General features: G+C 76.4%; 25 protein-coding genes. 14 read left to right on the plus strand and 11 right to left on the minus strand.

Features of this window, described 5'->3' with window-relative positions:
- The 4 genes from G9H71_RS08505 to G9H71_RS08520 all read left to right on the plus strand — a co-directional run.
- Positions 1–1,174: alkaline phosphatase family protein (locus G9H71_RS08505; protein ID WP_269204573.1), on the plus strand; the 1,174-nt coding region annotated here is incomplete at its 5' end.
- Positions 1,175–1,181: 7 nt separating this feature from the next.
- The gene (locus tag G9H71_RS08510) at positions 1,182–1,862 is read left to right on the plus strand and encodes a thymidine kinase (protein ID WP_166280751.1); all 681 of its coding nucleotides are present in this window, start codon (positions 1,182–1,184) and stop codon (positions 1,860–1,862) included.
- Positions 1,863–1,923: 61 nt separating this feature from the next.
- Positions 1,924–2,451, plus strand: coding sequence for an ECF RNA polymerase sigma factor SigK (gene sigK / locus G9H71_RS08515; RefSeq protein WP_166281189.1), 528 nt, complete (start codon positions 1,924–1,926; stop codon positions 2,449–2,451).
- Between the two features lie 2 nt (positions 2,452–2,453).
- Positions 2,454–3,158: an anti-sigma factor gene (locus tag G9H71_RS08520; protein ID WP_166280753.1), complete on the plus strand. Its 705-nt coding sequence runs from the start codon at positions 2,454–2,456 to the stop codon at positions 3,156–3,158.
- A gap of 146 nt (positions 3,159–3,304) precedes the next feature.
- On the opposite strand, the gene G9H71_RS08525 is transcribed toward G9H71_RS08520, so the two are convergent.
- The 8 genes from G9H71_RS08525 to G9H71_RS08560 all read right to left on the minus strand — a co-directional run bounded on the left by G9H71_RS08525 (position 3,305) and on the right by G9H71_RS08560 (position 12,694).
- Entirely contained in the window at positions 3,305–5,908 is a 2,604-nt protein-coding gene (locus G9H71_RS08525; RefSeq protein ID WP_166280755.1) for a CHAT domain-containing protein, read from the minus strand.
- Positions 5,909–5,920: 12 nt separating this feature from the next.
- Positions 5,921–6,385, minus strand: a complete 465-nt coding sequence (locus tag G9H71_RS08530; RefSeq protein WP_166280757.1) for a hypothetical protein — start codon at positions 6,383–6,385, stop codon at positions 5,921–5,923.
- Between the two features lie 2 nt (positions 6,386–6,387).
- Complete coding sequence (locus G9H71_RS08535; RefSeq protein ID WP_331272848.1) at positions 6,388–6,960, minus strand: RNA polymerase sigma factor; 573 nt, start codon at positions 6,958–6,960, stop codon at positions 6,388–6,390.
- Positions 6,961–7,055: 95 nt separating this feature from the next.
- Positions 7,056–8,222, minus strand: a complete 1,167-nt coding sequence (locus G9H71_RS08540; protein WP_166280759.1) for a S8 family peptidase — start codon at positions 8,220–8,222, stop codon at positions 7,056–7,058.
- A 314-nt stretch (positions 8,223–8,536) separates the two neighbouring features.
- Positions 8,537–8,722 carry a hypothetical protein gene (locus G9H71_RS08545; protein WP_166280761.1) on the minus strand — a complete coding sequence of 62 codons (186 nt, stop codon included), beginning with the start codon at positions 8,720–8,722 and terminating at the stop codon, positions 8,537–8,539.
- Between the two features lie 130 nt (positions 8,723–8,852).
- Positions 8,853–9,818: a septation protein SepH gene (gene sepH, locus G9H71_RS08550; RefSeq protein ID WP_166280763.1), complete on the minus strand. Its 966-nt coding sequence runs from the start codon at positions 9,816–9,818 to the stop codon at positions 8,853–8,855.
- A gap of 124 nt (positions 9,819–9,942) precedes the next feature.
- Positions 9,943–11,343, minus strand: coding sequence for a UDP-N-acetylmuramoyl-L-alanine--D-glutamate ligase (murD, locus tag G9H71_RS08555; RefSeq protein ID WP_166280765.1), 1,401 nt, complete (start codon positions 11,341–11,343; stop codon positions 9,943–9,945).
- Complete coding sequence (locus G9H71_RS08560; protein WP_166280767.1) at positions 11,333–12,694, minus strand: endonuclease domain-containing protein; 1,362 nt, start codon at positions 12,692–12,694, stop codon at positions 11,333–11,335. Before G9H71_RS08560 ends, murD begins: the two co-directional genes overlap by 11 nt.
- Before the next feature lie 70 nt (positions 12,695–12,764).
- On the opposite strand from G9H71_RS08560, the gene pgeF reads away from it, so the two are divergent.
- The gene (pgeF, locus tag G9H71_RS08565) at positions 12,765–13,592 is read left to right on the plus strand and encodes a peptidoglycan editing factor PgeF (RefSeq protein WP_166280769.1); all 828 of its coding nucleotides are present in this window, start codon (positions 12,765–12,767) and stop codon (positions 13,590–13,592) included.
- Here pgeF and G9H71_RS24995 read toward each other — a convergent pair.
- Positions 13,589–14,824 carry an MFS transporter gene (locus G9H71_RS24995; RefSeq protein ID WP_166280771.1) on the minus strand — a complete coding sequence of 412 codons (1,236 nt, stop codon included), beginning with the start codon at positions 14,822–14,824 and terminating at the stop codon, positions 13,589–13,591. The genes pgeF and G9H71_RS24995 overlap by 4 nt on opposite strands.
- Before the next feature lie 109 nt (positions 14,825–14,933).
- On the opposite strand from G9H71_RS24995, the gene G9H71_RS08575 reads away from it, so the two are divergent.
- Both G9H71_RS08575 and G9H71_RS08580 read left to right on the plus strand, forming a co-directional pair.
- The gene (locus G9H71_RS08575; RefSeq protein ID WP_166280773.1) at positions 14,934–16,007 is read left to right on the plus strand and encodes a ferrochelatase; all 1,074 of its coding nucleotides are present in this window, start codon (positions 14,934–14,936) and stop codon (positions 16,005–16,007) included.
- A gap of 1 nt (position 16,008) precedes the next feature.
- The gene (locus G9H71_RS08580) at positions 16,009–16,827 is read left to right on the plus strand and encodes an inositol monophosphatase family protein (RefSeq protein ID WP_166280775.1); all 819 of its coding nucleotides are present in this window, start codon (positions 16,009–16,011) and stop codon (positions 16,825–16,827) included.
- Between the two features lie 67 nt (positions 16,828–16,894).
- Here the strand turns inward: G9H71_RS08580 and G9H71_RS08585 are convergent, their stop codons facing one another.
- A complete protein-coding gene (locus G9H71_RS08585) occupies positions 16,895–17,422 on the minus strand; it encodes a gamma carbonic anhydrase family protein (protein ID WP_166280777.1) in 528 nt (175 codons plus the stop codon).
- Positions 17,423–17,738: 316 nt separating this feature from the next.
- On the opposite strand from G9H71_RS08585, the gene G9H71_RS08590 reads away from it, so the two are divergent.
- Entirely contained in the window at positions 17,739–18,038 is a 300-nt protein-coding gene (locus tag G9H71_RS08590) for a DUF4193 domain-containing protein (protein WP_166280779.1), read from the plus strand.
- An 8-nt stretch (positions 18,039–18,046) separates the two neighbouring features.
- Complete coding sequence (locus tag G9H71_RS08595; protein ID WP_166280781.1) at positions 18,047–18,838, plus strand: hypothetical protein; 792 nt, start codon at positions 18,047–18,049, stop codon at positions 18,836–18,838.
- Positions 18,839–18,936: 98 nt separating this feature from the next.
- Here the strand turns inward: G9H71_RS08595 and G9H71_RS08600 are convergent, their stop codons facing one another.
- The gene (locus G9H71_RS08600; protein ID WP_166280783.1) at positions 18,937–19,401 is read right to left on the minus strand and encodes a DUF3093 domain-containing protein; all 465 of its coding nucleotides are present in this window, start codon (positions 19,399–19,401) and stop codon (positions 18,937–18,939) included.
- 104 nt (positions 19,402–19,505) lie between these two features.
- On the opposite strand from G9H71_RS08600, the gene G9H71_RS08605 reads away from it, so the two are divergent.
- From G9H71_RS08605 to G9H71_RS08625, 5 genes are read left to right on the plus strand one after another with little or no spacing between them, the layout of a single operon-like run.
- Positions 19,506–21,155 carry a DUF885 domain-containing protein gene (locus G9H71_RS08605; protein ID WP_166280785.1) on the plus strand — a complete coding sequence of 550 codons (1,650 nt, stop codon included), beginning with the start codon at positions 19,506–19,508 and terminating at the stop codon, positions 21,153–21,155.
- Between the two features lie 36 nt (positions 21,156–21,191).
- A complete protein-coding gene (gene dut, locus G9H71_RS08610; protein ID WP_166280787.1) occupies positions 21,192–21,713 on the plus strand; it encodes a dUTP diphosphatase in 522 nt (173 codons plus the stop codon).
- Positions 21,714–21,717: 4 nt separating this feature from the next.
- Positions 21,718–22,530 carry a DUF3710 domain-containing protein gene (locus G9H71_RS08615; protein WP_331272849.1) on the plus strand — a complete coding sequence of 271 codons (813 nt, stop codon included), beginning with the start codon at positions 21,718–21,720 and terminating at the stop codon, positions 22,528–22,530.
- 53 nt (positions 22,531–22,583) lie between these two features.
- The gene (locus G9H71_RS08620; RefSeq protein WP_166280789.1) at positions 22,584–22,970 is read left to right on the plus strand and encodes an OB-fold nucleic acid binding domain-containing protein; all 387 of its coding nucleotides are present in this window, start codon (positions 22,584–22,586) and stop codon (positions 22,968–22,970) included.
- Complete coding sequence (locus tag G9H71_RS08625; RefSeq protein WP_331272850.1) at positions 22,967–23,734, plus strand: DUF3159 domain-containing protein; 768 nt, start codon at positions 22,967–22,969, stop codon at positions 23,732–23,734. Before G9H71_RS08620 ends, G9H71_RS08625 begins: the two co-directional genes overlap by 4 nt.
- Positions 23,735–24,033: the final 299 nt, after the last annotated feature.

Below are 24,033 nucleotides of genomic sequence, written 5' to 3' on the forward strand. Positions count from 1 at the left end.
TTCTGCGGGTTCCGACCCCGCGCGCGCCGGGGCCGGCGCGTACCCGCCGGCCCCGCCGTACGGCTCCGGGACGCTGTCCGACGTCCTGCCGTCGGTGCTGGCCGGGCTCGGCGTCCCCGACGCGGTGGACACGCTCGGCCTCGGCCCGCAGCGGCGGGTGTGCGTCCTGCTCGTCGACGGGCTGGGCGACGAGCTGCTGGCCGGTGCGGCCGCGCACGCCCCGTTCCTGACCGGCCTGCGTGAGCGCGGCCGCACCCTGCAGGCCGGGTTCCCCTCGACGACCGCGACCAGCGTGTCCTCGCTCGGGACCGGGCTGCCGCCCGGCGCCCACGGCCTGGTCGGCCTGAACGTCGCGATCCCGGACCCCGAGCGGGCCGGCAGCCGGCGGCTGCTCAGCCTGCTGCGCTGGCGCGACGAGGCGGACCCCCGCGCCTGGCAGCCCGAGCCCACCGCCTTCGAGCGCGCGGCCGCCGCCGGGGTGGACTGCTCGGTCGTGGTCTCCCGCAGCTTCCGCGGCAGCGGCCTGACCGAGGCGGCCCTGCGTGGCGCGACGCTGCGCGCCGCCGAGACCGCGGGCGAGCGCGTCATGGCCGCCGTGCAGGCGCTGGAGGCCGCGCCGCGCTCGCTCGTCTACGCCTACTACGGCGACCTCGACGCGACCGGGCACGCCGCGGGCGCTGCGTCGCAGGCGTGGCTGCTCCAGCTCGAGCACGTGGACCGCCTCGCCGAGCAGATCGCCGAGCGGCTCCCCGCCGGCACGTCGCTGCTGGTCACGGCGGACCACGGGATGGTGGACGTGGACCGGGGCTGCAGCGTCGACGTCGACACCACCCCCGAGCTGCGCGACGGCGTCGCCCTGCTCGGCGGCGAGGCGCGGGCCCGGCACGTCTACACCGAGCCCGGCGCGGCGCAGGACGTGTGCGCGACGTGGGCGGAGGTCCTGGGCGACGCCGCGTGGGTGCTGTCCGGCGAGGAGGCCATCGCGCGGGGCTGGTTCGGCGACGTCCACCCCCGGGTGCGCCCCCTGATCGGAGACGTCGTCGCGGCCGCGCGCGGCAGGTCCGCCGTCCTGGCCTCCGCGCAGGACCCGGTCGAGGCCCGGCTCGTCGGCCTGCACGGGTCCCTCACGTCCGCGGAGCAGACGGTCCCGCTGCTCCCCGTCCTGGCCGGGTGACCTCGCCATGGCAGAGCTCGTCTTCTTCACCGGCACGATGGACTGCGGCAAGTCCACGCTCGCGATGCAGATCGACCACAACCACCGCGCCCGCGGCCGAGCCGGGCGCGTCTTCACCGCCCACGACCGCGCGGGAGAAGGCCGGCTCTCCAGCCGGCTCGGCCTCATGGTCGCGGCGACCGAGGTCACGCCCGAGCTGGACTTCCGGCAGCTGCTCGTGCAGGAGCTCTCCGGCGGCGCGCGGATCGACTACCTCATCTGCGACGAGGCCATGTTCTACACCGGCGAGCAGGTCGAGCAGCTGGCCCGCGTGGTGGACGACCTGGCGCTCGACGTCTTCGCCTTCGGCCTGACCACCGACTTCCGCACGCGCCTGTTCCCCGGCTCCCAGCGCCTGCTCGAGCTGGCCGACCGGGTGGAGACCCTGCAGGTCGAGGCGCTCTGCTGGTGCGGGCGCCGCGGCACCCACAACGCCCGGACGGTGGGCGGGGTGATGGTCGTCGAGGGCGAGCAGGTCGTGGTCGGCGACACGGCCCCGGGCGCGCCCGTCGCGACCGAGGTCGAGCCGGTCGTGGGCTACGAGGTGCTCTGCCGGCGGCACCACCTGCGCGGGATCACCGCGGCCCGCGGCGGCACCGCCGTGCTCTCGCCCGAGCCCTTGCCGTTCCCCGCGGCGCAGTCGAGGTGAGGCACCCGTGACCGCTGACGGCCCGCCCACGATCGCCGGGGCCCCGCTCACCCTCGAGGAGATGATCGACCGGGTCGCGCTCGGGGACGAGGGCGCGTTCGCCGCGCTCTACGACGCCGTCGCGCCGCGCGTCCTCGCGGTCGCGACCCGCGTGCTCCGCGACGTCGCGCAGGCCGAGGAGATCGCCCAGGAGGCCATGCTCGACGTCTGGCGCTCGGCGCCGCGCTACGACGCCTCCCGCGGCGGGGTGCTGTCCTGGGTGCTCACGATCACGCACCGGCGGGCGGTGGACCGCGTACGCAGTGAGCAGGCCGCGGGCGAGCGCGAGGAGCGCGCGGGGGTGCGTGACGTCCAGACGCCGCACGACGAGGTGGCCGAGCAGGTCGAGACGCGCCTCGAGCACGCCGCGGTGCGCGACTGCCTGCAGAGCCTGTCCGAGCTGCAGAACGAGGCGATCCAGCTCGCCTACTGGAAGGGCTACACCTATCGCCAGGTGGCGGAGGTGCTGGCCGCGCCGCTGGGGACCATCAAGGCGAGAATGAGGGACGGACTGATCCGGTTGCGCGACTGCCTCGAATCAAGGGTGTGACCGTGGCCGAAGACCTCCACAGCCTTGCCGGCGCCGCCGCGCTCGACGCCCTCGAGCCGGACGAGCGGGCGGCGTTCGAGGCGCACCTCGCCAGCTGTGCCGACTGCCGTGCCGAGGTCGCCGCACTGCAGGAGGCGGCGGCGCAGCTCGCGCTGAGCGCCGGGAGCATCGCGCCGCCGCCGCGCCTGCGTGCGGCCGTGCTCGAGCGCGTGGGGCGGACGAGGCAGGTGCCGCCCGTGGTCACACCGCTGCGGCGGCGCCGTCCCGTCCTGCAGTGGCTCGCGGCCGCGGCGGCCGTGGTGCTCGTGCTCGCGCTCGGCACCACCGTCGTCGTGCAGCAGCAAAGCATCTCGGACAAGACCCAGCGAATCGAGGCGCAGGAGCGCCGGCTGGACGAGGCGGCCGAGCTGCTGCGCACCACACCGCAGGTCGTCGCGCTGCCGTCCGGGGGTGAGCTGGCCTACGCGACGGCCGGCGGCGCCGCCGTGGTCGAGGTCCGGGACGCCGCCTCGCCGGGAGCCGGCCGCCAGTGGGAGCTGTGGGTCATCCCTGCCGGCGGCGACCCTCGCCCGTCCGGCCTCGTGCCGGGCACCGACGGCAGGTTCTTCCTGCCTGACCTGGGCGACGCCACGGCCATCGCCGTCTCCAACGAGCCGGCTGGCGGCTCGCAGCAGCCGACGACCACGCCGTTCGTGGTGCAGCTCTAGCTTCCTGCCGCCGCACCAGGCTCGTCGAGCGCGAGGGCGCTGAGCGCTGGGGCGGTGGCCGGGTCCACCGCCTGCACGGGGGCCTCCGCTCGTCCACCCGCCGCCGTCCCGGCGGCCGGCGGGCGGCCGCTGCGATGGGGTGCGGCTCAGCCCACGCCGAAGCAGACGAACCCGTCGACGCCTGTCGCCGACGTGGCGTCGGCCAGGGCGCGCGCCGGGGAGTCGCCGGCGCAGAGCCGCTCGTGGAAGAACTCCATGAGCTTGCGGGTCCCCTCGTCGTCGACCAGGCAGGTCGCCGCGACCAGTGTCTGCGTGCCGAGCGCGAGGACCGCGCTGGCCAGCCCCATCAGCTCGTCGCCGGCGCGCACCTCGGCGAGCGCGGAGTCGCAGGCCGAGAGCACCAGCCGGCGTGGCGCGCGGCGCAGCCCCTCCAGGTCGTAGACCGTGAGCGGCCCGTCGGCCAGCTCGAGGCAGGAGAACAGCGGGTTGTCCAGGCGGAAGCGGCCGTGGGCCACGACGTGCGCGACGTCCGCGCCGTCCAGCCCCTCCAGGACCGCCTCGGCGGTCGCGTCGGCGCCGAGCAGCACCCGGGCCGACGGGTAGCCCGAGTGGAGCGAGCGCACCTCCTCCGCGGCGTGCTCGAGCCGGGGCCCGGCAGCCAGCAGCACCTGGGCGGGGGAGTCCGGCGGCGGCGCGGCCGTGGCCGCGCTCAACCACACGCGGGCGGACGGGGCCACGGTCACCGCCCGGTGGGCGCAGGAGGGCAGGACCGCCCACGGGAGCGCGTGCAGGATCCCCGTGGGCACCACGACGAGCTCACGGTCGCCGATGCGGTCGTGCAGCGGCTGCAGGAGCAGGGCCTCGAGCATGTCCGCGGCGTAGCGGCGGGTGTCCGCGGCGGTCTCGAGCAGGATCGGCGAGCCGGTGCCGCGGGCGAGGCGGTTGAGCGCGAAGCGCAGCGACTCCAGCTCGCGGGTCGTGTCGAGGTACTGCCCCAGCCGGTGCAGCCGCGCCTCGCCGTCGACGAGCGAGACGGCCAGCAGGTCGTCGCCGTCGCGCAGGTACTCCACGAACGCCCGCTTGCCGAGGGCCGACGTCAGCTGACCGAGGTCGAACGGCGGCGGCGCCGCGTAGGACCCGCGCGCGTGCCGGCTGCGGTCGCGCACGGCCTTCTCCAGCCGCTCCCGCTCGGCGAACAGCTCCTCGGTGTCCTGGTCGGCCAGGCCGAGGTCGTGGATCTCGCCCACGACGCGGCGCAGGGCGGCCAGGTCGGCGGCGAGCTCCTCGTCGCTCGGCGGGCGCACCGGGCGCTGGCGCAGCGCGCCCGCCCGCCAGGACTCCGACCACTCCAGGACGCCCTCGGCCGACTCGTCCTCCGCGCACAGCTGCACCCCGAGCCGGGCCAGCTCGGTCCCGCGGGTGGCCGCCGACGCGCGCAGGTCGGTCGCGCCGTACGCGGCGATGTCCTCCGAGAGCGCGTGCAGGCCCTCGCGCAGGGCCTCGAACGTGCCCGGCCGGTCGCCGCGCAGGTGCCGGCGGAACGCCTCCGCGTGCCACCCGTTGACCCGGATCGTCGCCGGGCCCTTGTCCCGCCGGGCCGCGACCTGGCCGAGGATCTCGTCGGCCGCGTCCCACTGCTCGAGGGCGAGCGCGACCCGGCCGGCCACCAGCCGGGCCTCGGCGGCCGCGACCTGCCAGCCGGACTCGATCGCGTCGTCGCCGGCCGAGCGGGCCGAGTCCAGCAGCTGCGGCGTACGCTCGCCGGCCTCCCAGCGCGAGCGCACCTCCATGACCTGGGCCAGCCGCGACCACGGCTTGCGCCCCTGCTGGTCGAACTCCTGCCGGGCCTCGGTCGCGTGCCGGCGGGCGCCCTCGGCGTCGCCGGCCACGAGCAGTGCCCGGGCCAGCATCAGCCGCGCCTCGGGGACGTCGACGCTGAAGCCGCGGGCGAGGATCTCGGTCAGCGCGTCACGGGCGGCGGCGACAGCCTCCTCCGACAGCCCGGCCAGCAGCAGCGCGTCGGCCCGGTCGAGCTCCTCGCCGGCACTGGCCAGCCCGAACCGGTCGCGGATCGCGGCCGACTCGTCGTAGAGCTGCAGCGCTCGCGGCAGGTCACCGGCGCGCATCGCGGCGAACCCGAGGTTCTGCAGCGACCCCTGCAGCTGCATGAAGAGCCCGTTGCGCCGGGCCAGCGAGATCGACCGCTCCAGGTCGACCCGGGCCTCCTCGAAGCGGCCGTGGTAGGCGAAGAGCGCGCCGCGGTTGCCCAGCAGGCGCGCCTCCCAGACGACGTCGCCCGCCGCCTCGATCGCGGGCAGGGCGAGGGCGTAGGAGTCCAGGGCCTCGGTGCTGCGCCCCGCCCGCTGCAGCACCAGGCCGCGCTGGGCCTCCAGCCGGCTGGCGTCGATGCCGTCCAGGTGCCGGGCCGCGGCGTCGGCCTCGGCGAGCGCGCCCTCGAGGCTGCCGACCTCGGCCAGCAGCACGACCAGGCTCATCCGCGCCTCGGCGGCGCGGCGAGCGGTCCCGAGCTCGACGGCGAGCGCGACGGCCTTGCGCAGCGTGGCGAGCGCGCTGGTCAGGTCACCGACGGCGCGCAGCGCCAGTGCGCGTACGCGAAGAGCGACCGTGGCCGCCTCGTCGTTCCCTCGCTCGGCCACCAGCTCGTCGGCCGCCGCCAGCGCACCACGCGGGTCCGCCATGACCTCGGTCAGCAGTCGCTCGGCCCGGGAGAGGCGATCGGCTGCAGGCACCGGGCCAGATTGTCAGACGGTCACCCAGCTCGTCACGAGGTCACGCGACTCTTCGGCGAATCGGCACAGCAGGCTCAGGCGCCCGGCCGGCACGCTCTCGATCGCGAAGCGGCCCTGGGCGTCGGCCTCGACGTCGGTCCGGCCGCCCACGTGGCGCACCTCGACCTGCGCCGCCCGCGGCAGCACGATCTGCCCGGTGAGGCGCCGCGAGCCGTTCTTCGGCTCGACCTCGACGACGACCGTCGCGACCGGCGACTCGAAGACCAGCGAGCGCGGCCCGCTGCTGCGCACGCTCGCGGTCGCGAGCGCACTGTCCTCGATGAGCTCGGCGAGCTCGGCGTCGACGGTCCTCCAGGTCAGGCTCGCCCTGGCCGCCGACAGGACGTTCGGCGGGACCGGGTCGTACTCCTCGATGGCCGCACGCACCTGCGCGAGCAGGGCCAGGTCGTCCAACGAGACCTTGTCTTTGTCAGCCATGGTCAGTCCTCGAGAAGGGCGCCGGTCGGGGCGAGCTCCCGGCGCAGGTGCTGGAGGCACCGGCCCCGGGTGGGGCCGATGCTGCCGATGGGCATGTCGAGTGCAGCAGCGATCTCGGTGTAGCTGGCGTCCGGCGAGGTGGCCAGGGCGCGCAGCAGCGTGCGGCAGCGCAGGGACAGCCGGCCCAGCGCCTCCCAGACCAGGGCGCGCCGCTCGGCGCCCACCACGGTCGCCTCCGGGCCGGGCCCGGTGTCGGGGCGCTCGGGGCCGGTCCCGCCGGTCAGGTCCTCGTCGGGCAGCTCGCGGCCGGACGCGCGCAGCGTGCGCAGGCACTCGTGACGCGTTGTGGTGGCGATCCACCCGGCCAGCGCCTCCGGCTCGCGCAGCCGGCCGAGGTGCTCGACCAGCCGGAGCCACACGGTCTGCGAGACGTCCGACGCGTCGGCGGGGCTCAGCCGGTGCGAGCGGGCGACCCCCCACACCAGCCCGGTGAAGCGTTCGACGATCTCGTCCCACGCCGCCTGGTCCCCGTCGGCAGCGGCCCGGACGAGCTCGGCGACGGTACGTGCAGCCACGTCCGACCCTCCTTGTCGCTCGGCGCTCCGCATTGGCCTCCGGCGGAGCAACGGCAGCGCCAGCGTAGTGCTGCGCACCTCGGGGGCTGCGGCGCTCACGGCTGCGGCTCCCGGAACCGGGCGCGGGCCTGCGCCCTCGCCTGCGCCGGGGACCGCCCGGCCGACCGGGCGGCGGCGATCGCGCCGGCGACGTACGGGGCGGCGAACGAGGTCCCGCTCCACTCGACGTAGCCGGCGAGGCACTTCTCGTCGATGTCGAGGCCGGGCAGCGCGCTGTCGTCCCGGCGCGTCACGAACGTCGTCGCCACCCGGGCGCCGGGCGCCCAGGCGTCGACCCAGCTGCCGGAGTTGGAGAAGGCCGCGGGCCGGCCCTCGTCGAGCGCGCCGACGCCGATCACGTCCTCGAGCGCGGCCGGGTAGGCCGGGCGCCGCGAGGACGCGTTGCCCGCCGCCGCGACGAAGACGGTGCCGGGGCCGAAGGCCGCGATCTCGCGGCTGACGCTGGGCGGGGGCTCGTCGTCGTGGGTGTAGCACGACAGGCTGAGGTTGACCACGTCCACCGGCCGGCCCGTCCGCGCCGCGTGGGCGCGCAGCTTGCTCAGCGCGTCGGCCACCGCCACCTCGTCGCTGACGCCGGCCGAGTCCAGGACGCGGCCCACCAGCAGGGCCGCGTCCGGCGCCTCGCGGCGCACGATGCCGGCGATCGCGGTGCCGTGCCCGGCCTGGGCGTCGAGCGCGTAGTCGTTGTCGACGTCGAGCTCGTCCCACGTCGCCAGCCCGTCGACCGGCTCCCAGACGTCCGCCGGGAACCACGGGTGGTTGCGGGAGATGCCCGTGTCCAGGACCGCGACCGTCGCGCGGGCCGGGGCGGGGGCCCCGGCGGCCGCGTCGGCGCGCGGGCCGGGGGCGGCCAGCGCCGGGATGGGACGGGGCTTGTCGGCCGGGCCCCCGCCGTAGAACGGGGCGCCGAGCATGAGGTGCACCGGGCGTACGGGCAGCTGCTGCTCGCGGACGAAGTCGCTGATCTGGTCGCCGCGGTCGAAGCCGCGCACGCGCACCCGGGCCAGGCCGAGGTGGCCGAGGTCGTCGACTCCTCCGGCGTAGCGGTGCTGCAGCGCCGAGGTGAGGCGGTCCGCGGCGGCCGGCGGGACCACGAGGGAGTCGCGCCGCACGACCGCGGCGGTCTCGCTCGCCTCGCCCACGACGACGAACTCGTCGTGCGTGCGCAGGATCCGCTCGAGGCGGAGGCCCTGGTCGACCATCTCGTCGGCCCCTTTCGGCCGCTCGCGCGGCGCTGGTCGTGTGTGCTCGAGGAGCATCGTGGCGACGCCAGGGCCAAATCGCCCTTCCGTCTGAGCAGAGGAGCGGCCCGGGGTGGTGCTGATACACCGCGGCGGCGGGGAAGCTGGCCACACCTTCCGGGGCACGTGTCCCGAGCGGAGCCCGCGCGCCCTCGTCCCGGCTCCCGCGCCGGGGCCGCCCCGTCGGCTGCGCGTAGGGGCGTGGACGCACGACGGCCCGCGAGCGGAACCCCCGTTCCCGCTCGCGGGCCGTCCTCAGCACGGGATGGGGCCGGTCACGCCCCCCAGCGAACGAGCAGCCGCTGCCTGCGGCGAGCCCGTGCGGCCACACCCCGACGGATCGCGTCGCGACGGAGCTCGGCCTCGAGCTCGTCGAGCCGGGCCTGCTTCCCGGTCCCGCGACGGCCGAGGAGGTACGCCCCGGCGACGTCGGCCTCGTCCAGCGCCGTGCTCGTCGCCACCGGCCCGCCCTCCTCGTCCCGGCGACGGCCTGCTGCCGACGCCCTCCGCGAGGGGAGAGCCGGGATGCGGGGCCTGTGATACGCCGGGCGGGCGGGTCAGTCCTTGGGGCGGCTCAGTGGTTGAGGCGGCTCAGTCCTTGGGGCGGGTGCCGAAGAGGATCTCGTCCCAGCTGGGCACCGAGGCTCGCGACCCGGGCTTGACGCCGTCGGCCAGCGCCTGCCGGTCGGTGCTGCCGGTCAGCCGGTCCGACTGGGCCGACGCGCGCCGTGCGCGCCGCCCGGCGCGACGGTCCCGGCGGCGGCCCGGGTCGTCGGCGGGCTCGTCCGGGGCGGGGGCGGCGTCGGCCGTCGGCTCGCCGTCCTCATCGTGCACGGCTGCGGCGGCCTCGTCGTCGAGCAGCTCGGCTGCGTCGACGACGTCGTCAACGGTGAGGCCCGGCTCGACCGGCAGGGCCGGGTCGGCGCTGCCGGCGATGCGCGGGACGAAGGGCCGCCGGACGGGCTCCTCGCCGAGCAGCCACCGGGCGTGCTCGTCGTCGGGGGAGACCGCTCGGGTGGCGGCGTCGAACGTGAAGCGCCCTCGGGACGGGCCGGCGCCGGCGGCGAGGGCCACGGCGTGCGCGGTCGCGTGGGCGGCCTCGACGGTCCAGCGCCCGTCCTCGCGCCGCCACGCGTCCCAGCGCAGCGAGCGCAGATCGACCCCGGCGGCCTCCAGGCGGCCGGTGACGACGTCGACGAGGACGGACGCCGGCCCCTCGGGAGCCCCTACGCGACGGGCGGCGGCGCGTTGCGCCATCTCCGCCACGTGCTGGCGCTCGGCGAGGACGGGCCCGGCGTAGCGGCGCACGCGCTCGAGCGCGACCCCGGTCTCGGTGGACAGCGCCTCGGGAGACTCGCCGGCGCGTACGCGGGTCTGGATCTCGCGCGGCCGCAGCTCCCCGGTGTCGATCTGCAGCTGGCCCAGCCGGGAGCGGTCGCCGCGCACGGCCGCCGTGAGCGCCTCGTCGACGGGCAGGGCGTACTGCTCGCCCTTCTCGTCGGCGAGGATCAGCGACGCTCCGTCGTCGCTGACGGTCACGAGCCGAAGGTCGAGCATCCGGTCCCTCCGAAGGGTGCAGGGGCAGGGGCAGCCGGACGGCACGGGCGCTCCGGGGAGGCAGCACGGGCCGGGTCCAGGCCAGCCTGCCACGCGGGGCGACCGAGTTGGTGCTGCGACGCGGCTACGAGGCGGCTTCCGTGGCTCGCTCCGGTGCGCTCGCCCCCGCCGGGGGCGCGGTGAGGGCGGCCACCGCGGTGGCGAACGCGGCGGCCCGCTCGCGGTAGTCCCGGAACCGGTCGAAGCTCGCGGCCGCGGGGGAGAGCAGGACGACCCCGTCCGGCGCGGCCCAGCGGGCGCCGGCCGCGACCGCCTCGTCGAGGCCCGCGCACTCCTGGACCTCGAGCAGGCCGCGCGGCGAGCGCCCGGTGATCGCGGCGGCGATGCGCGGCCCCGTCTCGTACGCGGCCAGCACGAGGGTGGGCGCGGCGCGCTCGGCCAGCCCGGCCGCCAGCGGCGCGTAGTCGATGCCGCGGTCCTGGCCGCCGGCGATGAGGGCGACCTTGCGCCCGGGGAAGGCCTCCACCGCGGCGAGGGTCGGCAGCACGTTGGTGGAGAGGCTGTCGTCGACGAAGTCGACGCCGCCGTCCCTCGCGATCACCCGCAGCCGGCTCTCCAGCTGCTCGAACCCCGCGGCCGCCGCGCGCAGCGCGGCCTCGTCCTCGGCGCCGGGCACGCCGAGGGCGCGCAGGCAGGCGCGGGCGATCAGGGCATTGCGCCGGTTGTGCGCCCCCAGCAGGCCGAGCGGATCCATCCAGGTCGCCGCCGGGTCGTCCTCGGCGCCCACCCACTGCACGCGCGGGCCGAGAAGGGCGCGCCGCTCGCGCAGCAGCGCGCTGTCGCCGTTGGCGATCGTGAGGTCCGCACCCGGCTGGCTGCAGGCCGACAGCTTGTCGCGGTAGTAGCCCTCGACGCCGCCGTGCCAGGGCAGATGGTCCGGGTGCAGCGACGTCACCGCGACCACGGGCGGCGTGACGGCGAGGTCGGTCGCCTGGTAGCTCGACGCCTCGACGACCCAGCTGTCGTAGCCCTCCGCCACCGACGGGTCGTACGGCGGCTGGCCGATGTTGCCGGCGACGAGGCAGCGGGACCCGAGCCCGCGCAGCAGGTGGCCGAGGACCGCGCTCGTGGTGCTCTTGCCCTTGGTGCCGGTCACGAGGACGACCCGCGCGCGGTCGGCCTCGACGAGCCAGAGCCCGAGCCCGCCGACCAGCGCGACGCCGGCCCGGGCCAGTTGCTCGGCCTGGGGGCTGTGGCGGCTGATGCCCGGGCTCTTGACGACGACGTCGCAGGCGAGCAGGGCGTCGAGCCCGCCGGCGGAGGTGGCCACGACGGGCAGCCCCTCGACCGGGCCGGACGGGCGGTCGTCGACGAGGGCGGCCGGCTCGACGCCGAGCGCGGCGAGCTTGCGCAGCGTGGCCAGCCCCTCGACCCCGAGGCCCCACACACCGACGCGGCGGCCGCGCAGGTCGTGCCAGCCGAGCGCCGGCCGGCCGATGCCGGTCGCGGCGGCGTCAGAGCGCATAGGTCGCGGGCGCGAGGCCGGAGCCCAGCGGCTGCAGCAGCGTCGCGGTGTCGGGGCGGTCGGGCAGGACCGCGACCTCGGCGGCGAGCGCCTGCAGCAGCGGGGTGGTGGAGCGGTCGGGCCGCTCCGCTGCCAGCAGCAGGGCGGCGCGGGACTCGCCGATGTCGCCGACGCACTCCCAGGGCTTGGCGTCCGGCGACGTGGCGACCAGGGTCCGGAAGCGCTCGGCGAGGCTCTCGTCGGCCAGCGGCTCGCGCCCGCCGAACACGTCCTCGAGCGCCGCGGTCGGCAGGAACGGGGCCAGGATCAGGTCGATGAAGCAGCACTTGTCGCACTCGCCGCACCACGTCTCCCAGCGCCGCGAGCGGTCGATGGCGAAGGCGCGGTTGCAGCTGCGGAACGTCGAGTGGTAGCCGGTGAGCTCCGCGAACCGGCGCGCGATCCAGAGCTCGCTGTAGGCGCGCAGGGCCGAGAAGTACGCGAACGACGGGCCCAGCGCGTCGGCCAGCACGTCCTGGAACGCCTGCTCGAACTCCGCGCTCTTGGACCACTGGTGGTTCACGGCGCGGCCGTCGAACTCCAACGTCGGGACGGAGGCGGACCACTCGTTCGACATCACGACGGCGTCGCGGCCGTCGAGGACCGCGCACATCACGGCCACGGCGGACAGCACACCGGTGACCGGGACGTGGCCGTTGAGGAACCCGAGCTCGCGCGAGCGCAGCACGTCCGGGTCGATCTCGCGCTCGGCCCGCAGGACCGGCAGCCCGGTGACCTCGGCGGGGCGCTCGATCGCGTCGAACCGGTCCCCGGGGCGGTTCATGACGAACAGGGCGGCCGCGGGGAAGCGCGGCTTCAGCAGCTCGACGGTCACGATCGAGTCGATGCCGCCGCCGAAGGGGACCAGCGGGCGGCCGGGGGCCGGGGAGTAGGCCGCGCGCAGAGGCGCGTCGAGCCGCGGGCCCTCGATGACCAGGTCGCGCAGGTCGATGCCGTTGCGGTAGGCGAACTCGCCCAGGCCCTCGACGTAGAACGTCCGCAGGAACTCGCGCTCGCGGTCCGTGACCGCCGTCTCCCCGAGGTCGACGACGGGCGGCGCACCGGTCTTGTAGTAGGACACGGCGGCGAGCAGGTAGACCAGCCGGGCGGCGGCCGCCACCTCGGGCCGGCCCCAGCCCGTCGCCCCCGGGAACGCGACCCGCTCGACGAACGGCCGCCCGTCGAGGGAGTAGCGGCACACCAGCGTGTCGGCCGCCTCGACGATCTCGAAGCCCTCGTAGCGGAAGCGGGCTCCTCGGGCGGGAGCACCCGACGAGGCGGCGGTCAGGTCAGCGGCGGCGGGAGTCGACATCGCGCCCGAGGCTACCCGCGGGCGGTCGCCGCCGGCCGCAGCCGTGCACAACTCTCGTAGCCTCGGCCTCGTGGCTCGAGACGGACGACCCGGCATGGAGCGGCGCGACCTGGACGGGCTGCCGGCGTACGCCTGGCCCGCGCTGGACGCGGCGGGCGTCGAGGCGTACGTCACGACCAGGGCCGGCGGCGTGTCGACGGGCCGCTACGCCTCCCTCAACCTGGGCCTGCACGTCGGGGACGATCCGGCTGCGGTCGTGGAGAACCGCGCGCGGCTGGCCCGGGCGCTCGGCAGTGGCCTCGACGACCTCGTCTTCAGCGACCAGGCCCACCAGCCGCGGGTGGCCGTGGTGACCGAGGCCGAGCGCGGGCGCGGGGCCCGCGACGCCGCCGACGCGCTGCCGGGGACCGACGCGGTCGTGACGGCCGTGCCGGGCCTGGTCCTCGTGATCCAGGTCGCCGACTGCGTCCCGCTCGTGCTCGTGGACCCGGTCCGCGGCCTGCTCGCGTGCGTGCACGCCGGCTGGGGCGGGACGGTGCGCGGGGTCACACCCGCCGCCATGCGGCAGCTGCGCGAGCTGGGCAGCGACCCGGCCGACCTCGTCGCCGCGATCGGGCCGTCGATCGCGCCGGACGGCTACCAGGTCGGGCCCGACGTCGTCGCCGCCGCGGAATCCGCCTTCGGCGCGGACACCGGGCGCGTCGTGCGGCCGGACGGCACGGGCCGCTGGTCGTTCGACCTGTGGGAGGCGAACCGGCTGCAGCTGGTGGCCGCGGGGGTGCCTGCCGACGCCGTGGCGGTGGCGGGCCTCGACACCGGCCCCGGGACGCCGTTCTTCTCGCACCGCCGGGAGGGCCCGACGGGCCGCTTCGCCGTGGCGGCCCGGCTTCCCCGCTAGCTTCCGGGCGCCGCGGCGGGCACCTGCGGCCCACGGCCCGCGTCGCGCGCGGACGCGGCGAGCAGCGGCGCGATGACGAGGGCGAGCAGCGCGCTGACCCCGCCGGCGGCCGAGCACACCCACAGCGCCGTCCGGGCGCCGTGCGCATCGACGATCGGGCCTGCGACCGCCGCCGCGGCCGCGGCTCCGAACGTGATCCCCGTCGTCACCCAGGTCAGCGCCTCGGTGCTGCGGCCCGGGGGCGCCAGGTCGCCCGCCAGCCCGAGCCCGCTGATGATGCTCGGGCTGATCGCGAAGCCAGACAGGCAGAGCAGGGCGGCGAGCATCCAGCTCTCGGACGCGAGCGGGAAGGTCAGGCTGGCCAGCCCGAAGGCGACGGCCGCCACGAGGAACCGCCGGGTGAGGGACCAGCGCCAGTGCACGGCGCCCCAGACCAGCCCCGAGGCCATGCTGCTGATGGCGAACGCCCCGAGGACCCAGCCGGCGGCCGACGGCTGGCCGCGCTCTTCGGTGAACGCCACCGCGATGACCTCCGCCGCGCCGAAGACGCCGCCCATAACCAGGAACACGACCGTGAGCAGGGCGAGCGGCGGCCGCCCGATCACGGAGGCCGCACGGCCACCCGACCGCGGGTGCGGCGCAGGCTCCGTACGCCGCTGGCGAGCGAGCGCGCCGGACCCGACGAGCAGCGCGGCGAGCGGGAGCAGCACCCCGGCCACCGGGTCGACCTGGGTCGCGAGGAGCGTGACCCCGACCGGGCCGACGACGAAGATCAGCTCGTCGAGCGCGGACTCCAGCGAGTAGGCCGTGTGCAGCAGCGTCGGGCGGTCGGCGAGGACGTGGGACCACCGCGAGCGGACGAGGCTGCCGGCCTGGGCGGTCGCCGAGCCGGCGAGGGCCGCCAGGGCGAGCAGGACGGCGAGCGGCAGGTCGGCCAGCGCGGCGCCGAGCAGGGCGAGCATCGCGGCGGCGCGGACCAGTGGGGCCCGGCGCAGCACCCACCCCTGCCCCCGCCGGTCAGCGGCGCGGCCGATGAACGGGGCGCTGGCCCCGGTGCACACCGCGAGCACGGCCGAGACGGCGGCCGCCGGTGCGTACCTCCCGGTCGTGGACTCGACGAGGAACAGGACCGCGAGCGCCTCCATCGAGATGGGCAGCCGAGCGACGAACGCCGCCGCCGAGAAGGCGCGGGCGCCGGGCACGCTGAGGACGTCGCGGTAGGGGCCGAGCACTGACCAGACGGTAGGCGCCGCCACCGACGAGGGGGCGAACGGGCCGCCCGCGGGCGGGGTGGCGCCGCCTCGTCGCGCGGCTGTCCCCGGCGGCTGCGAGGATCGACGCGTGCACGGACCGTACGACGCCCTTCTCCTCGTCTCCTTCGGCGGCCCCGAGGGCCCGGACGACGTGATGCCCTTCCTCGAGAACGTGACGCGCGGGCGGGGCATCCCGCGCGAGCGCCTGCTCGGCGTGGCCGAGCACTACCAGCACTTCGGGGGCGTGTCCCCGATCAACGAGCAGAACCGCGCGCTGCTGGCGGCCCTGCGCGACGAGCTGGCCCGTCAGGGGGTGGACCTGCCGGTCTGGTGGGGCAACCGCAACTGGGGCCCCTACCTCACCGACACCCTCGCCGAGATGGCCGACAAGGGCCACCGCCGGGTCCTCGCGCTCGTGACGAGCGCCTACTCCTCCTACAGCGGCTGCCGGCAGTACCGCGAGGACCTCCACGTAGCGCTCGAGCCGCTCGGGGACCGGGCGCCGCAGGTGGACAAGGTGCGCCACTACTTCGACCACCCGGGCTTCGTCGGCGCGACGGTCCGCGCGGTCGCGGACGCGCTCGAGCAGGTGCCGGAGGGGTCGCCGGTGGCGTTCGTGACCCACTCGGTGCCGGACGCGATGGACGAGGTCAGCGGGGCGCCGTTCGGCGGGCACATGTACGTCCGCCAGCACGAGGCCGTCGCCGCGCTGGTCGCCCAGCGGGTCGAGGCCGAGACCGGCCGCCGCGTCGCGCACGAGCTCGTCTACTGCTCGCGGTCGGGCCCGCCCACCCAGCCGTGGCTCGAGCCGGACGTCAACGACCACCTGCGCGCGCTCAAGGAGGCCGGCGCGCCGGGGGTCGTCGTCGCCCCGATCGGGTTCGTGAGCGACCACATGGAGGTCAAGTTCGACCTCGACACCGAGGCGGCCGAGACCGCGAAGGAGATCGGGCTGCCCTTCGCCCGCGCAGCCACGGTCGGCACGGACGCGGAGTTCGTCAGCGGCCTGGTGGACATGGTCCGCGAGCGGGCGGCCGTGGAGTCCGGCGCCCCGGCGGAGCGCCCTGCGCTGACCGACATCGGCCCGTGGCCGGACGTCTGCCCGGCCGGCTGCTGCGCCAACCTGCGCGCCTACAAGCCGACCTGCTGCGGGGAGGACTGACGTGAGCGCGCCCGTGCCGGACCTGCAGGAGCTGCTCTCGGTCGCCACCGAGGCCGCCGCGCGCGCGGCCCGTCTCCTCGTCGACGAGCGGCCGCCCGACCTCGGTGTGGCGGCGACCAAGTCCAGCCCCACCGACCCCGTCACCGAGATGGACCGCGCCTCGGAGCGGCTCGTCGTCGAGACGGTCCTGGCCCGGCGGCCCGGTGACGGGTTCTTCGGGGAGGAGGGAGCCGACCGCGCCGGCACCAGTGGCGTGGTCTGGGTCATCGACCCGATCGACGGCACCGTCAACTACCTCTACGACCACCCCTTCTGGGCCGTGAGCGTGGCCGCGGAGGTCGAGGGCGAGGCGGTGGTCGGCGTCGTCGCGGCTCCCGCCGTGGGCGAGACGTTCTGGGCCGTACGCGGCGGCGGCGCCCACCTGTCCTCGGACGCGGGCAGCCGCCCGCTCCAGGTCAACTCCGGCGTCGCTCTCGACCGGGCGCTGGTCGGGACCGGCTTCGGCTACGCCGCCGAGCGCCGCGCCCGCCAGGGCGCGGTCGTGGCGCAGCTGCTGCCGCGGGTCCGCGACATCCGGCGCGGCGGCTCGGCGGCCTACGACCTCTGCTCCCTGGCCGCCGGGCGGCTCGACGCCTACTACGAGCGGGGCGTGCAGCGCTGGGACACGGCGGCCGGCGCGCTGGTGGCCAGGGAGGCGGGCGCGGTCGTCGGGGGCGTACGCGGCGCCGCCGCTTCGCCCGAGCTGACGGTCGCCGCGGCGCCGGGGCTGTTCGACGACCTCGCGGCGCTGCTGGCCGAGCTGGGCGCCGACCGGGACTGACCGCCCCCGGGGCCGGTGAGGGCCTTCGGGAACGGTGCTACGGCCCGTGCTCGAGGCGCGCCCGGCCTCAGCGCTCGGGGTCGAGGCGGCGCAGGCCGCGGGCGTACCTCCGCCCGTTGGCGACGTAGCGCGCCACGTTGTCGGCGAACGCTCCGGCAGGGACGCTGTCCAGCCGCAGCTTCGCCGGGACGCCGAGCGCCGTGGCCCTGGCCGGCACCTCCAGCCCGCCCGGCACCACGGCTCCGGCACCGACGAGCGCCCCCCGGCGTACCACTGCGCCGGGCAGCACGACGGAGCCGGAGCCGACCAGGCACTCGTCCTCGACGAGGCAGCCCTCGAGGTGCGCCACGTGGCCGATGACGCAGTCGCTGCCGATCCGGGTCGGGTGCTCGCCGGTGACGTGCACCACGGCCCCGTCCTGGACCGACGTGCGCTCGCCCACGGTGATGGCGCCGTAGTCGCCGCGCAGGACCGCTCCGGGCCAGATCGTCGTGCCCGCGCCCAGGGTCACGGCACCGATGACGACCGCCTCGGGCGCGACGAAGGCGTCGGGTGAGATGTCAGGAACCAGGTCGTCGAGCGCGTAGACCGCCACGGCTACTCCTCCTCGGGGTGGGCATATGCGTAGGTTCTCCCGCAAATCCGCGGCAGAACGGTTGAATGGCGTCCGGTGCGGGGACCGGAAGCCGGAGGTCACGCCAAGTGCTCGTGTGGTGACACTCCGGGGAAATGCACACGTGTAACCCGACTGTGGCACCATCCCTCACCGACCCTGCCGGTTTCGGGGCCGAGGGCGGGCACAAACCGCGCCCGGGAAGCGTTGCTGGGGCCGCGACGGCAAGAACGTCTCCGTCGCGGAAGACACGAGGGCGAGACACGAGGGCGGGCAGCCGTCCGGAGGGGCGAAGACAGTGGCGACCGACTACGACACCCCACGCAAGACCGACGACGAGGTCGGCGAAGACAGCATCGAGGAGCTGAAGGCCCGGCGCCAGGACAAGGGCGCGAGCACGGTGGACGTCGACGAGGCCGACCTGGCCGAGTCGCTCGAGCTGCCGGGCGCGGACCTGTCCAACGAGGAGCTGAGCGTCCGCGTCCTGCCTCGGCAGGCCGACGAGTTCACCTGCTCGCGCTGCTTCCTCGTGCACCACCGCAGCCAGCTGGCCAAGGACGACGGCACCCAGCTGGTCTGCAAGGAGTGCGCGGCCTGACGAGACCGATGCGCGCAGGCGAGGCGCCGGAGACGGCGCGCGAGGACGAGCCGGCCGACCGCGGGCAGCGCCCGGGCGTGGGCGCCGAGCTCGTGCGCGTCGTGACCGCGCACGAGAACGAGGACCAGGACCGCGGCGAGCGGGCGAGGCAGGTGGGCCGGCTCGCGGCGGCACTCGCCGCCTCGGCGCGCGCGGCCGGCGCGCGAGCGGTGCTCGGCGGGCGGTGGCTCGTCGACCAGCTGCTCGAGGCCGCGCCGCGCATCCCGGTGCGCGACCGCGACACGCTGCGGGCGCACCATCCCGGCCTGGCCGACGACCAGGTCGCCGAGCTGCTCATCCGGGCGGCGTCGAGGTCGACCGCGGCCATCGGCGCCGCGGGCGGGGCCGTGATGGCCGGGTCCTGGGCGCTCCCGCCGTCCGTCGTGCTCTCCGCGCCGGCGGAGGTGGCCGCCGAGGCGCTGGCCGTGGCGGCCGTCGAGGTCAAGCTCGTGGCCGAGCTGCACGCCCTGTACCTGGTCACCCCTCCCGGTGCAGGCCCGCAGCGGGCCGCGGGCTTCGTCATGGCCTGGGCGTCCGGGCGCGGCATCGACCCTCGCGACCCGCGCTGGATGAGCTCTGCGGTCAGCAGCGCCGCCAAGGCCCAGATCCGGCGCCGCATGGCCGGGCGCGCGGCGCGCGGCGTGACCACGCTCGGGCCGCTCCTCACCGGAGCCGTCGCGGGCGCCACCGTCAACAACCGCGCGACGCGGGCGCTGGGCACCCGCGTCCACGCCGATCTGCGCCGACAGGCCGGGCGCTGACAGGCTGGGCGCTGACCCCCTGCGGCTGAGCCGCCGCCGGATCGAGCCTCGGACGAGCTCGCACGAGCCCAGACGACCCCAAACGAGCCGTGCCGCTCTCAGCCGACAGGCGGGGCGCCCGCCGCCGTGCGGGCCGCGTCGATCGCCGCGGCGAGCTCGGCCGGACGCCGGGTCGCGACGTACCAGTAGGGCGTCGGGTCCTCCGGGTCGCGCACGGGCACGCGCACGGCCGGCCGCACCCACGGCCGGATCAGGTGGTACGCCCGCGGCTCGATGCCCGGCCCGCGCAGGTGCGCTGCGGCGGCCTCGTCGAGCGGCTCGGCCGGGCCGAGCAGGCTCACCGGGATGTGCGCACGGCCCGCCCGCAGCTCTCCAGCGCCCACCTGCACCGGGGCTGCCCAGGAGCGGATCAGCAGCCCGACCGCGAGCGCGGCTGCCGCCACGACGAGCAGGACTCCCCACGCAGGCAGGACCACCACGGTCACGGGCGCGGTGCTGACGGCGAGGAGCAGGCCGACCAACCAGACGCTCCAGGGGGCCGCCAGGCGTTCGTCGTGCAGCACGACGCCATTCTCCCAGCCGCGGGCCATGGTCCCAGCCGCGGGCGCGTGGGCCGCGTCACCCGCCGGTGCCGAGAGGCAGGAGATTGCCTGGGTACGGTTCCCCGGTGCCTCTGCCTTCCGGACCGCGCCCCTTCGACGCGCTCGCCGCCCAGCTCGTGTCGGACACGCTCGAGGCCGCGCCGACCCTGGGCACCGCCGTCGGCCTGACCGAGTACGACGAGCTGCTCCCCGACATGTCCGCGGACGCGATCGCCGCGCGGGAGCGGCGTGAGGACGCCTGGCTGGCCCGCCTCGACGCCCTGTCGGACGCGGAGCTGCTCGCCGAGGAGCGGGTCGACCGCGACCTGGCCCGGATGCGGCTGCGCGGCGCCCTGGCGATGCGCGACTGGGTGGACTGGCGGCGCAACCCCGACGCGTACGCCGGCACGGCGCTGCAGGGCGTGTTCGGGCTGCTGCTGCACCGGCTGCGCCCCGACGCCGAGCTCGCGGCGGCGGTCGCCGCGCGGCTGCGCGCGGTGCCCCGCCTGCTCGAGCAGGGCGCGGCCAACCTCGACCCGGGGCTCGCCGCGCCGGAGCTGCTGCGCCGGTCGCTCGGGATGATCAGGGCCGGCGCCGCCTACGCGCGCACGGTGGCCGGCGAGCTGCCGGAGGCGTACCGGCCGGCGGTGGCGGAGGCCGGCGAGGCCGCCGCCGTGGCGTTCGAGCGGTTCGGCGCCGTGGTGGCCGGCCTCGCCGACCGGGCCACGGGCGGCTGGGCGATCGGGGAGGAGCGCTACGACGCGCTGCTGCACCAGGCCGAGGGGCTCGGCTACGGGGCGCGCGAGATGCGCGCGAAGGGGCAGGCGGCGTACGACGAGATCGTGGCCGACATGCGGGCGCTCACCCGCGGGCTGCGCGGCGACGACGACTGGCGCGCGGCGGTCGAGACGATCAACGAGGACGCGCCGGAGACGCCGCAGGAGATGCTCGAGCTCTACCGGGCCGCGACCGCCGCGGCGCGCAAGTTCTGCGTGGAGCGCGGGCTGGTCACCATGCCGGCCGGCGAGCGGTGCGAGGTCGTGCCCAGTGCCCCGTTCAACCGGGCGATGCTCGCGGTCGCCCACTACGTCGCGCCGCCGGCGTTCGCCGGCCGGGGCGCCGGCCACTTCTTCGTTCCCTACCCGCCGGACGGGGCGCCGGCGCAGCAGGTGCGCCAGCGGCTCATGACCAACAGCCGGCAGGGGCTGTGGGCGATCGCCGTGCACGAGGCCTACCCAGGACACCACTGGCACTTCGCGACCGTCGCCGCGAGCCGGCTGCGCCCGCTGCGCGGGGTGCTCGGGTCGACGTACTTCGTCGAGGGCTGGGGGCTCTACACCGAGGAGCTCATGCGCGAGCAGGGGTTCTACGCCACGCCGCAGCAGGAGCTCGCCCAGCGCGACATGCGCCTGTTCCGCGCCTCCCGCATCGTCGTCGACACCTCGCTGCACCTGGGGGAGATGACGATCGAGCAGGCGGTCGAGCACATGTCCACCAAGTCCTCGCTCTCGCCGGAGACGGCGCGGGCCGAGGTGCTGCGCTACTGCGCCTGGCCGACCCAGGCGTCGTCCTACCTGACCGGCGCCCTGGAGATCCGCCGCATGCGGGACCGGTGGCAGGACGAGGGGCGCGGGTCGCTGCGCGAGTTCCACGACAGCGTCGCCGCGTCGGGCCGCATGCCGATCAGCCTGGTCGAGCGCACGGTCTTCGACGACGCCGAAGAAGCGGCGGCCTGACCATGCGCCCGACGGTGGGCGGGTAGGGTCCCGCCGATGCGCGCGAACGAGGAGCCGAACGGCGCGCCGGTGGACGTGCTCGTCCAACGGCTCGACGAGGCACTGCCGCTGCCGGCGTACGCCCACCCGGGCGACGCGGGCGCGGACCTCGTCACGGCGGTCGACGCCGTCCTGGCCCCGGGGGAGCGGGCGGTGCTCCCGACCGGCGTGGCGATCGCACTGCCGGACGGGTACGCCGCCTTCGTGCATCCGCGCAGCGGGCTCGCCGCCCGCTGCGGCGTCGGGCTGCTGAACGCTCCGGGCACCATCGACGCCGGCTACCGCGGCGAGGTCGCGGTCGTCGTCGTCAACCACGATCCGCGCGAGACTGTGCACCTGCGCCGCGGTGACCGGGTCGCCCAGCTCGTGGTGCAGCGCGTCGAGCGTGTCGCGTTCCACGAGGTGCGGTCGCTGCCCGGGGCTGCCCGGGGGACGGGCGGCTTCGGGTCGACGGGCGGCTTCGGCGCCACGTCCGGAGGGCCGGTCCCGGCCCGCGGACAGGAATCGGAAGGGGTTTGATCGAGTGTTCGGTCGAGGCAAGCGCTCTCGTCGAGAAGCCGGTGTCGACGCGGCCGATGCGCTGCCGGACGAGGCGCTGACGGCTGACGACGGCGCGTCCGCGCAGGACGTCGCCGAGGCGGACTCGCTGGACGACAGCACGCCGGGCGAGGGGTCCCAGCAAGCCGGCGGCACCGGGGGCTGGCGCGTCGACGGCCCGTGGGACGCCGAGGAGGTGGACGACCCCGCCGACGGCGGGCGCCGCGTCGACCTGGGCGGCATGTGGCTGGCCGGCCGGCAGGGGGTCGACCTGCAGGTGCAGGTGGACCAGAACACCGGCTCCGTCGAGGGCGTCACGCTGGTCACGGGCGAGAGCGGGCTGGAGATCCGGCCCTTCGCGGCGCCGCGCACGATGGGGATCTGGGAAGAGGTCCGCGAGGAGCTGACCCAGAGCCTGCAGCAGCAGGGCGCCCAGGTGCAGCCCGGCGACGGCCCCTTCGGCCCCGAGGTCCGCGCCCTGCTGCCCGTCCAGCTGCCCGACGGCCAGCAGGGCGTCCAGCCGCTGCGCTTCCTCGGCGTGGACGGCCCGCGCTGGTTCCTGCGCGGCGTGGTGTCCGGTCGGGCGAGCGTCGAGCCGGGCGCGGCCGCCGACCTCGAGGCGATCTTCCGCGACGTGGTGGTCGTCCGCGGCAAGGACCCGATGGCGCCCCGCGAGCCGCTGCCGCTGCGGCTGCCGCCCCAGGCCACGCCCCCGGAGGCGGCGGACGCCGACGAGCAGCCGGCGCAGGAGCTGCCGCAGCTGCCCGAGCGCGGCCCGGAGATCACCGAGACGCGCTGACCGGTCGCGGCGAGCAGCACTCGACGACCGCGTCGCGCGGTTAACCTGGCGTCATGGCGACAACCGGTCGAGGGGGGCTCTTCCGCCGCGCCCTCGAGCGTCTGACCTCCAGCGACGACGAGATCGAGGCGCAGCAGCTGCGGCACGGCGCGGAGGAGGAAGGCGCCCAGCACATCGCCTCCTGCCGGGACCGGGACCAGGTCACGGTCAGCGGCACGCTGCGCACGGTCACCTTGCGCCCGCGGGCGGGCGTCCCCGCTCTCGAGGCCGAGCTCTACGACGGCTCCGGCACGCTCGCGGTGGTCTGGCTGGGCCGCCGGCGCATCCCGGGCATCGACCCGGGCCGGACGATCCGCGCGACGGGCCGGGTCGCCAACGACGACGGGCGGCGCGTGATGTTCAACCCCCGCTACGAGCTGCGTCCGGCCGGGCGCGAGTGAGCGGCGCGAGCACGCCGGCCGCCGGCGATACGCCGGCGCCCGCGCCGGGAGGCACGGCGCCGGCGGCGCTGGGCGGGGGAGACCTCGCCGCCGCCGTCGGCGGGGCGCGCGGCCTGGTCGAGAACGCCCTGCCGGGGGCGCTCTTCGTCGTCGTCTACACGGTGACCAAGGAGCTCACGCCCTCGCTCTGGGCGGGCGTCGGCAGCGCCGTCGTCCTCGCGGTCCTGCGGCTGCTGCGCCGCGAGACCGTGCAGCACGCGGTCGGCGGCCTGGTCGGCATCGCGATCGGCGCGTGGTTCGCGCACCGCTCCGGCCGGGCCGAGGCGTTCTACCTGCCCAGCCTGATCAAGAACGCCGGGTTCGGAGCCGCCTACGCGCTGTCCGCGCTCGTCCGCTGGCCCATCCTCGGCGTGGCCCTCGGCCCGCTGCTCGGCGAGGGGCTGACCGGCTGGCGCTCCCAGCCGACGCGCATGCGGGCCTACACGCTCGCGACGTGGGTGTGGGCCGGGCTCTTCGCGATCCGGCTCGCGGTCCAGGTGCCGCTGTACGCCGCCGGGGCCGTGACGACGCTCGGCACCGCCAACATCTTCCTGGGGCTGCCGCTCTACGGGCTCACGATCTGGATCACGTGGCGGCTGCTGCGGGTGCCGAAGGCCGAGCCGGCCGACGAGCCCGCCGGGCTCGACGGCGTCGCCGCGCGGGAAGCGCCGGCGGCCCCAGCCGGGCCCGCGGCACCCGTGCCCCTCGCCAAGCCGGAGGCCTGAGCCCCGACACGTGGGCGGGCGTATCACCGCGCCCTCCGGCCGGTTCTGGGCGGGGAGACGTGCCGTCGCGACGCGCGGTGGCGACCGTCATCGGCCCTGATGTGATGATCAGCGGCGCGAGAATCTCCTTGAAGTGGAAGGCAGGCCGGTGACCGACCCGTTCGCGAAGCCCCCGCAGGACCCCGATCAGCCGCAGCCTGGCGGTGGCCAGCAGCCCGGGCAGCCGCAGTACGGCCAGCCCGGCGGTGAGCAGTACGGACAGCCGCAGCAGGGCGGTCAGCAGTACGGCCAGCCCCAGT

Origin of the sequence: Motilibacter deserti, from assembly GCF_011250635.1 — a bacterium.
In the GTDB taxonomy this organism is placed as follows: domain Bacteria; phylum Actinomycetota; class Actinomycetes; order Motilibacterales; family Motilibacteraceae; genus Motilibacter_A; species Motilibacter_A deserti.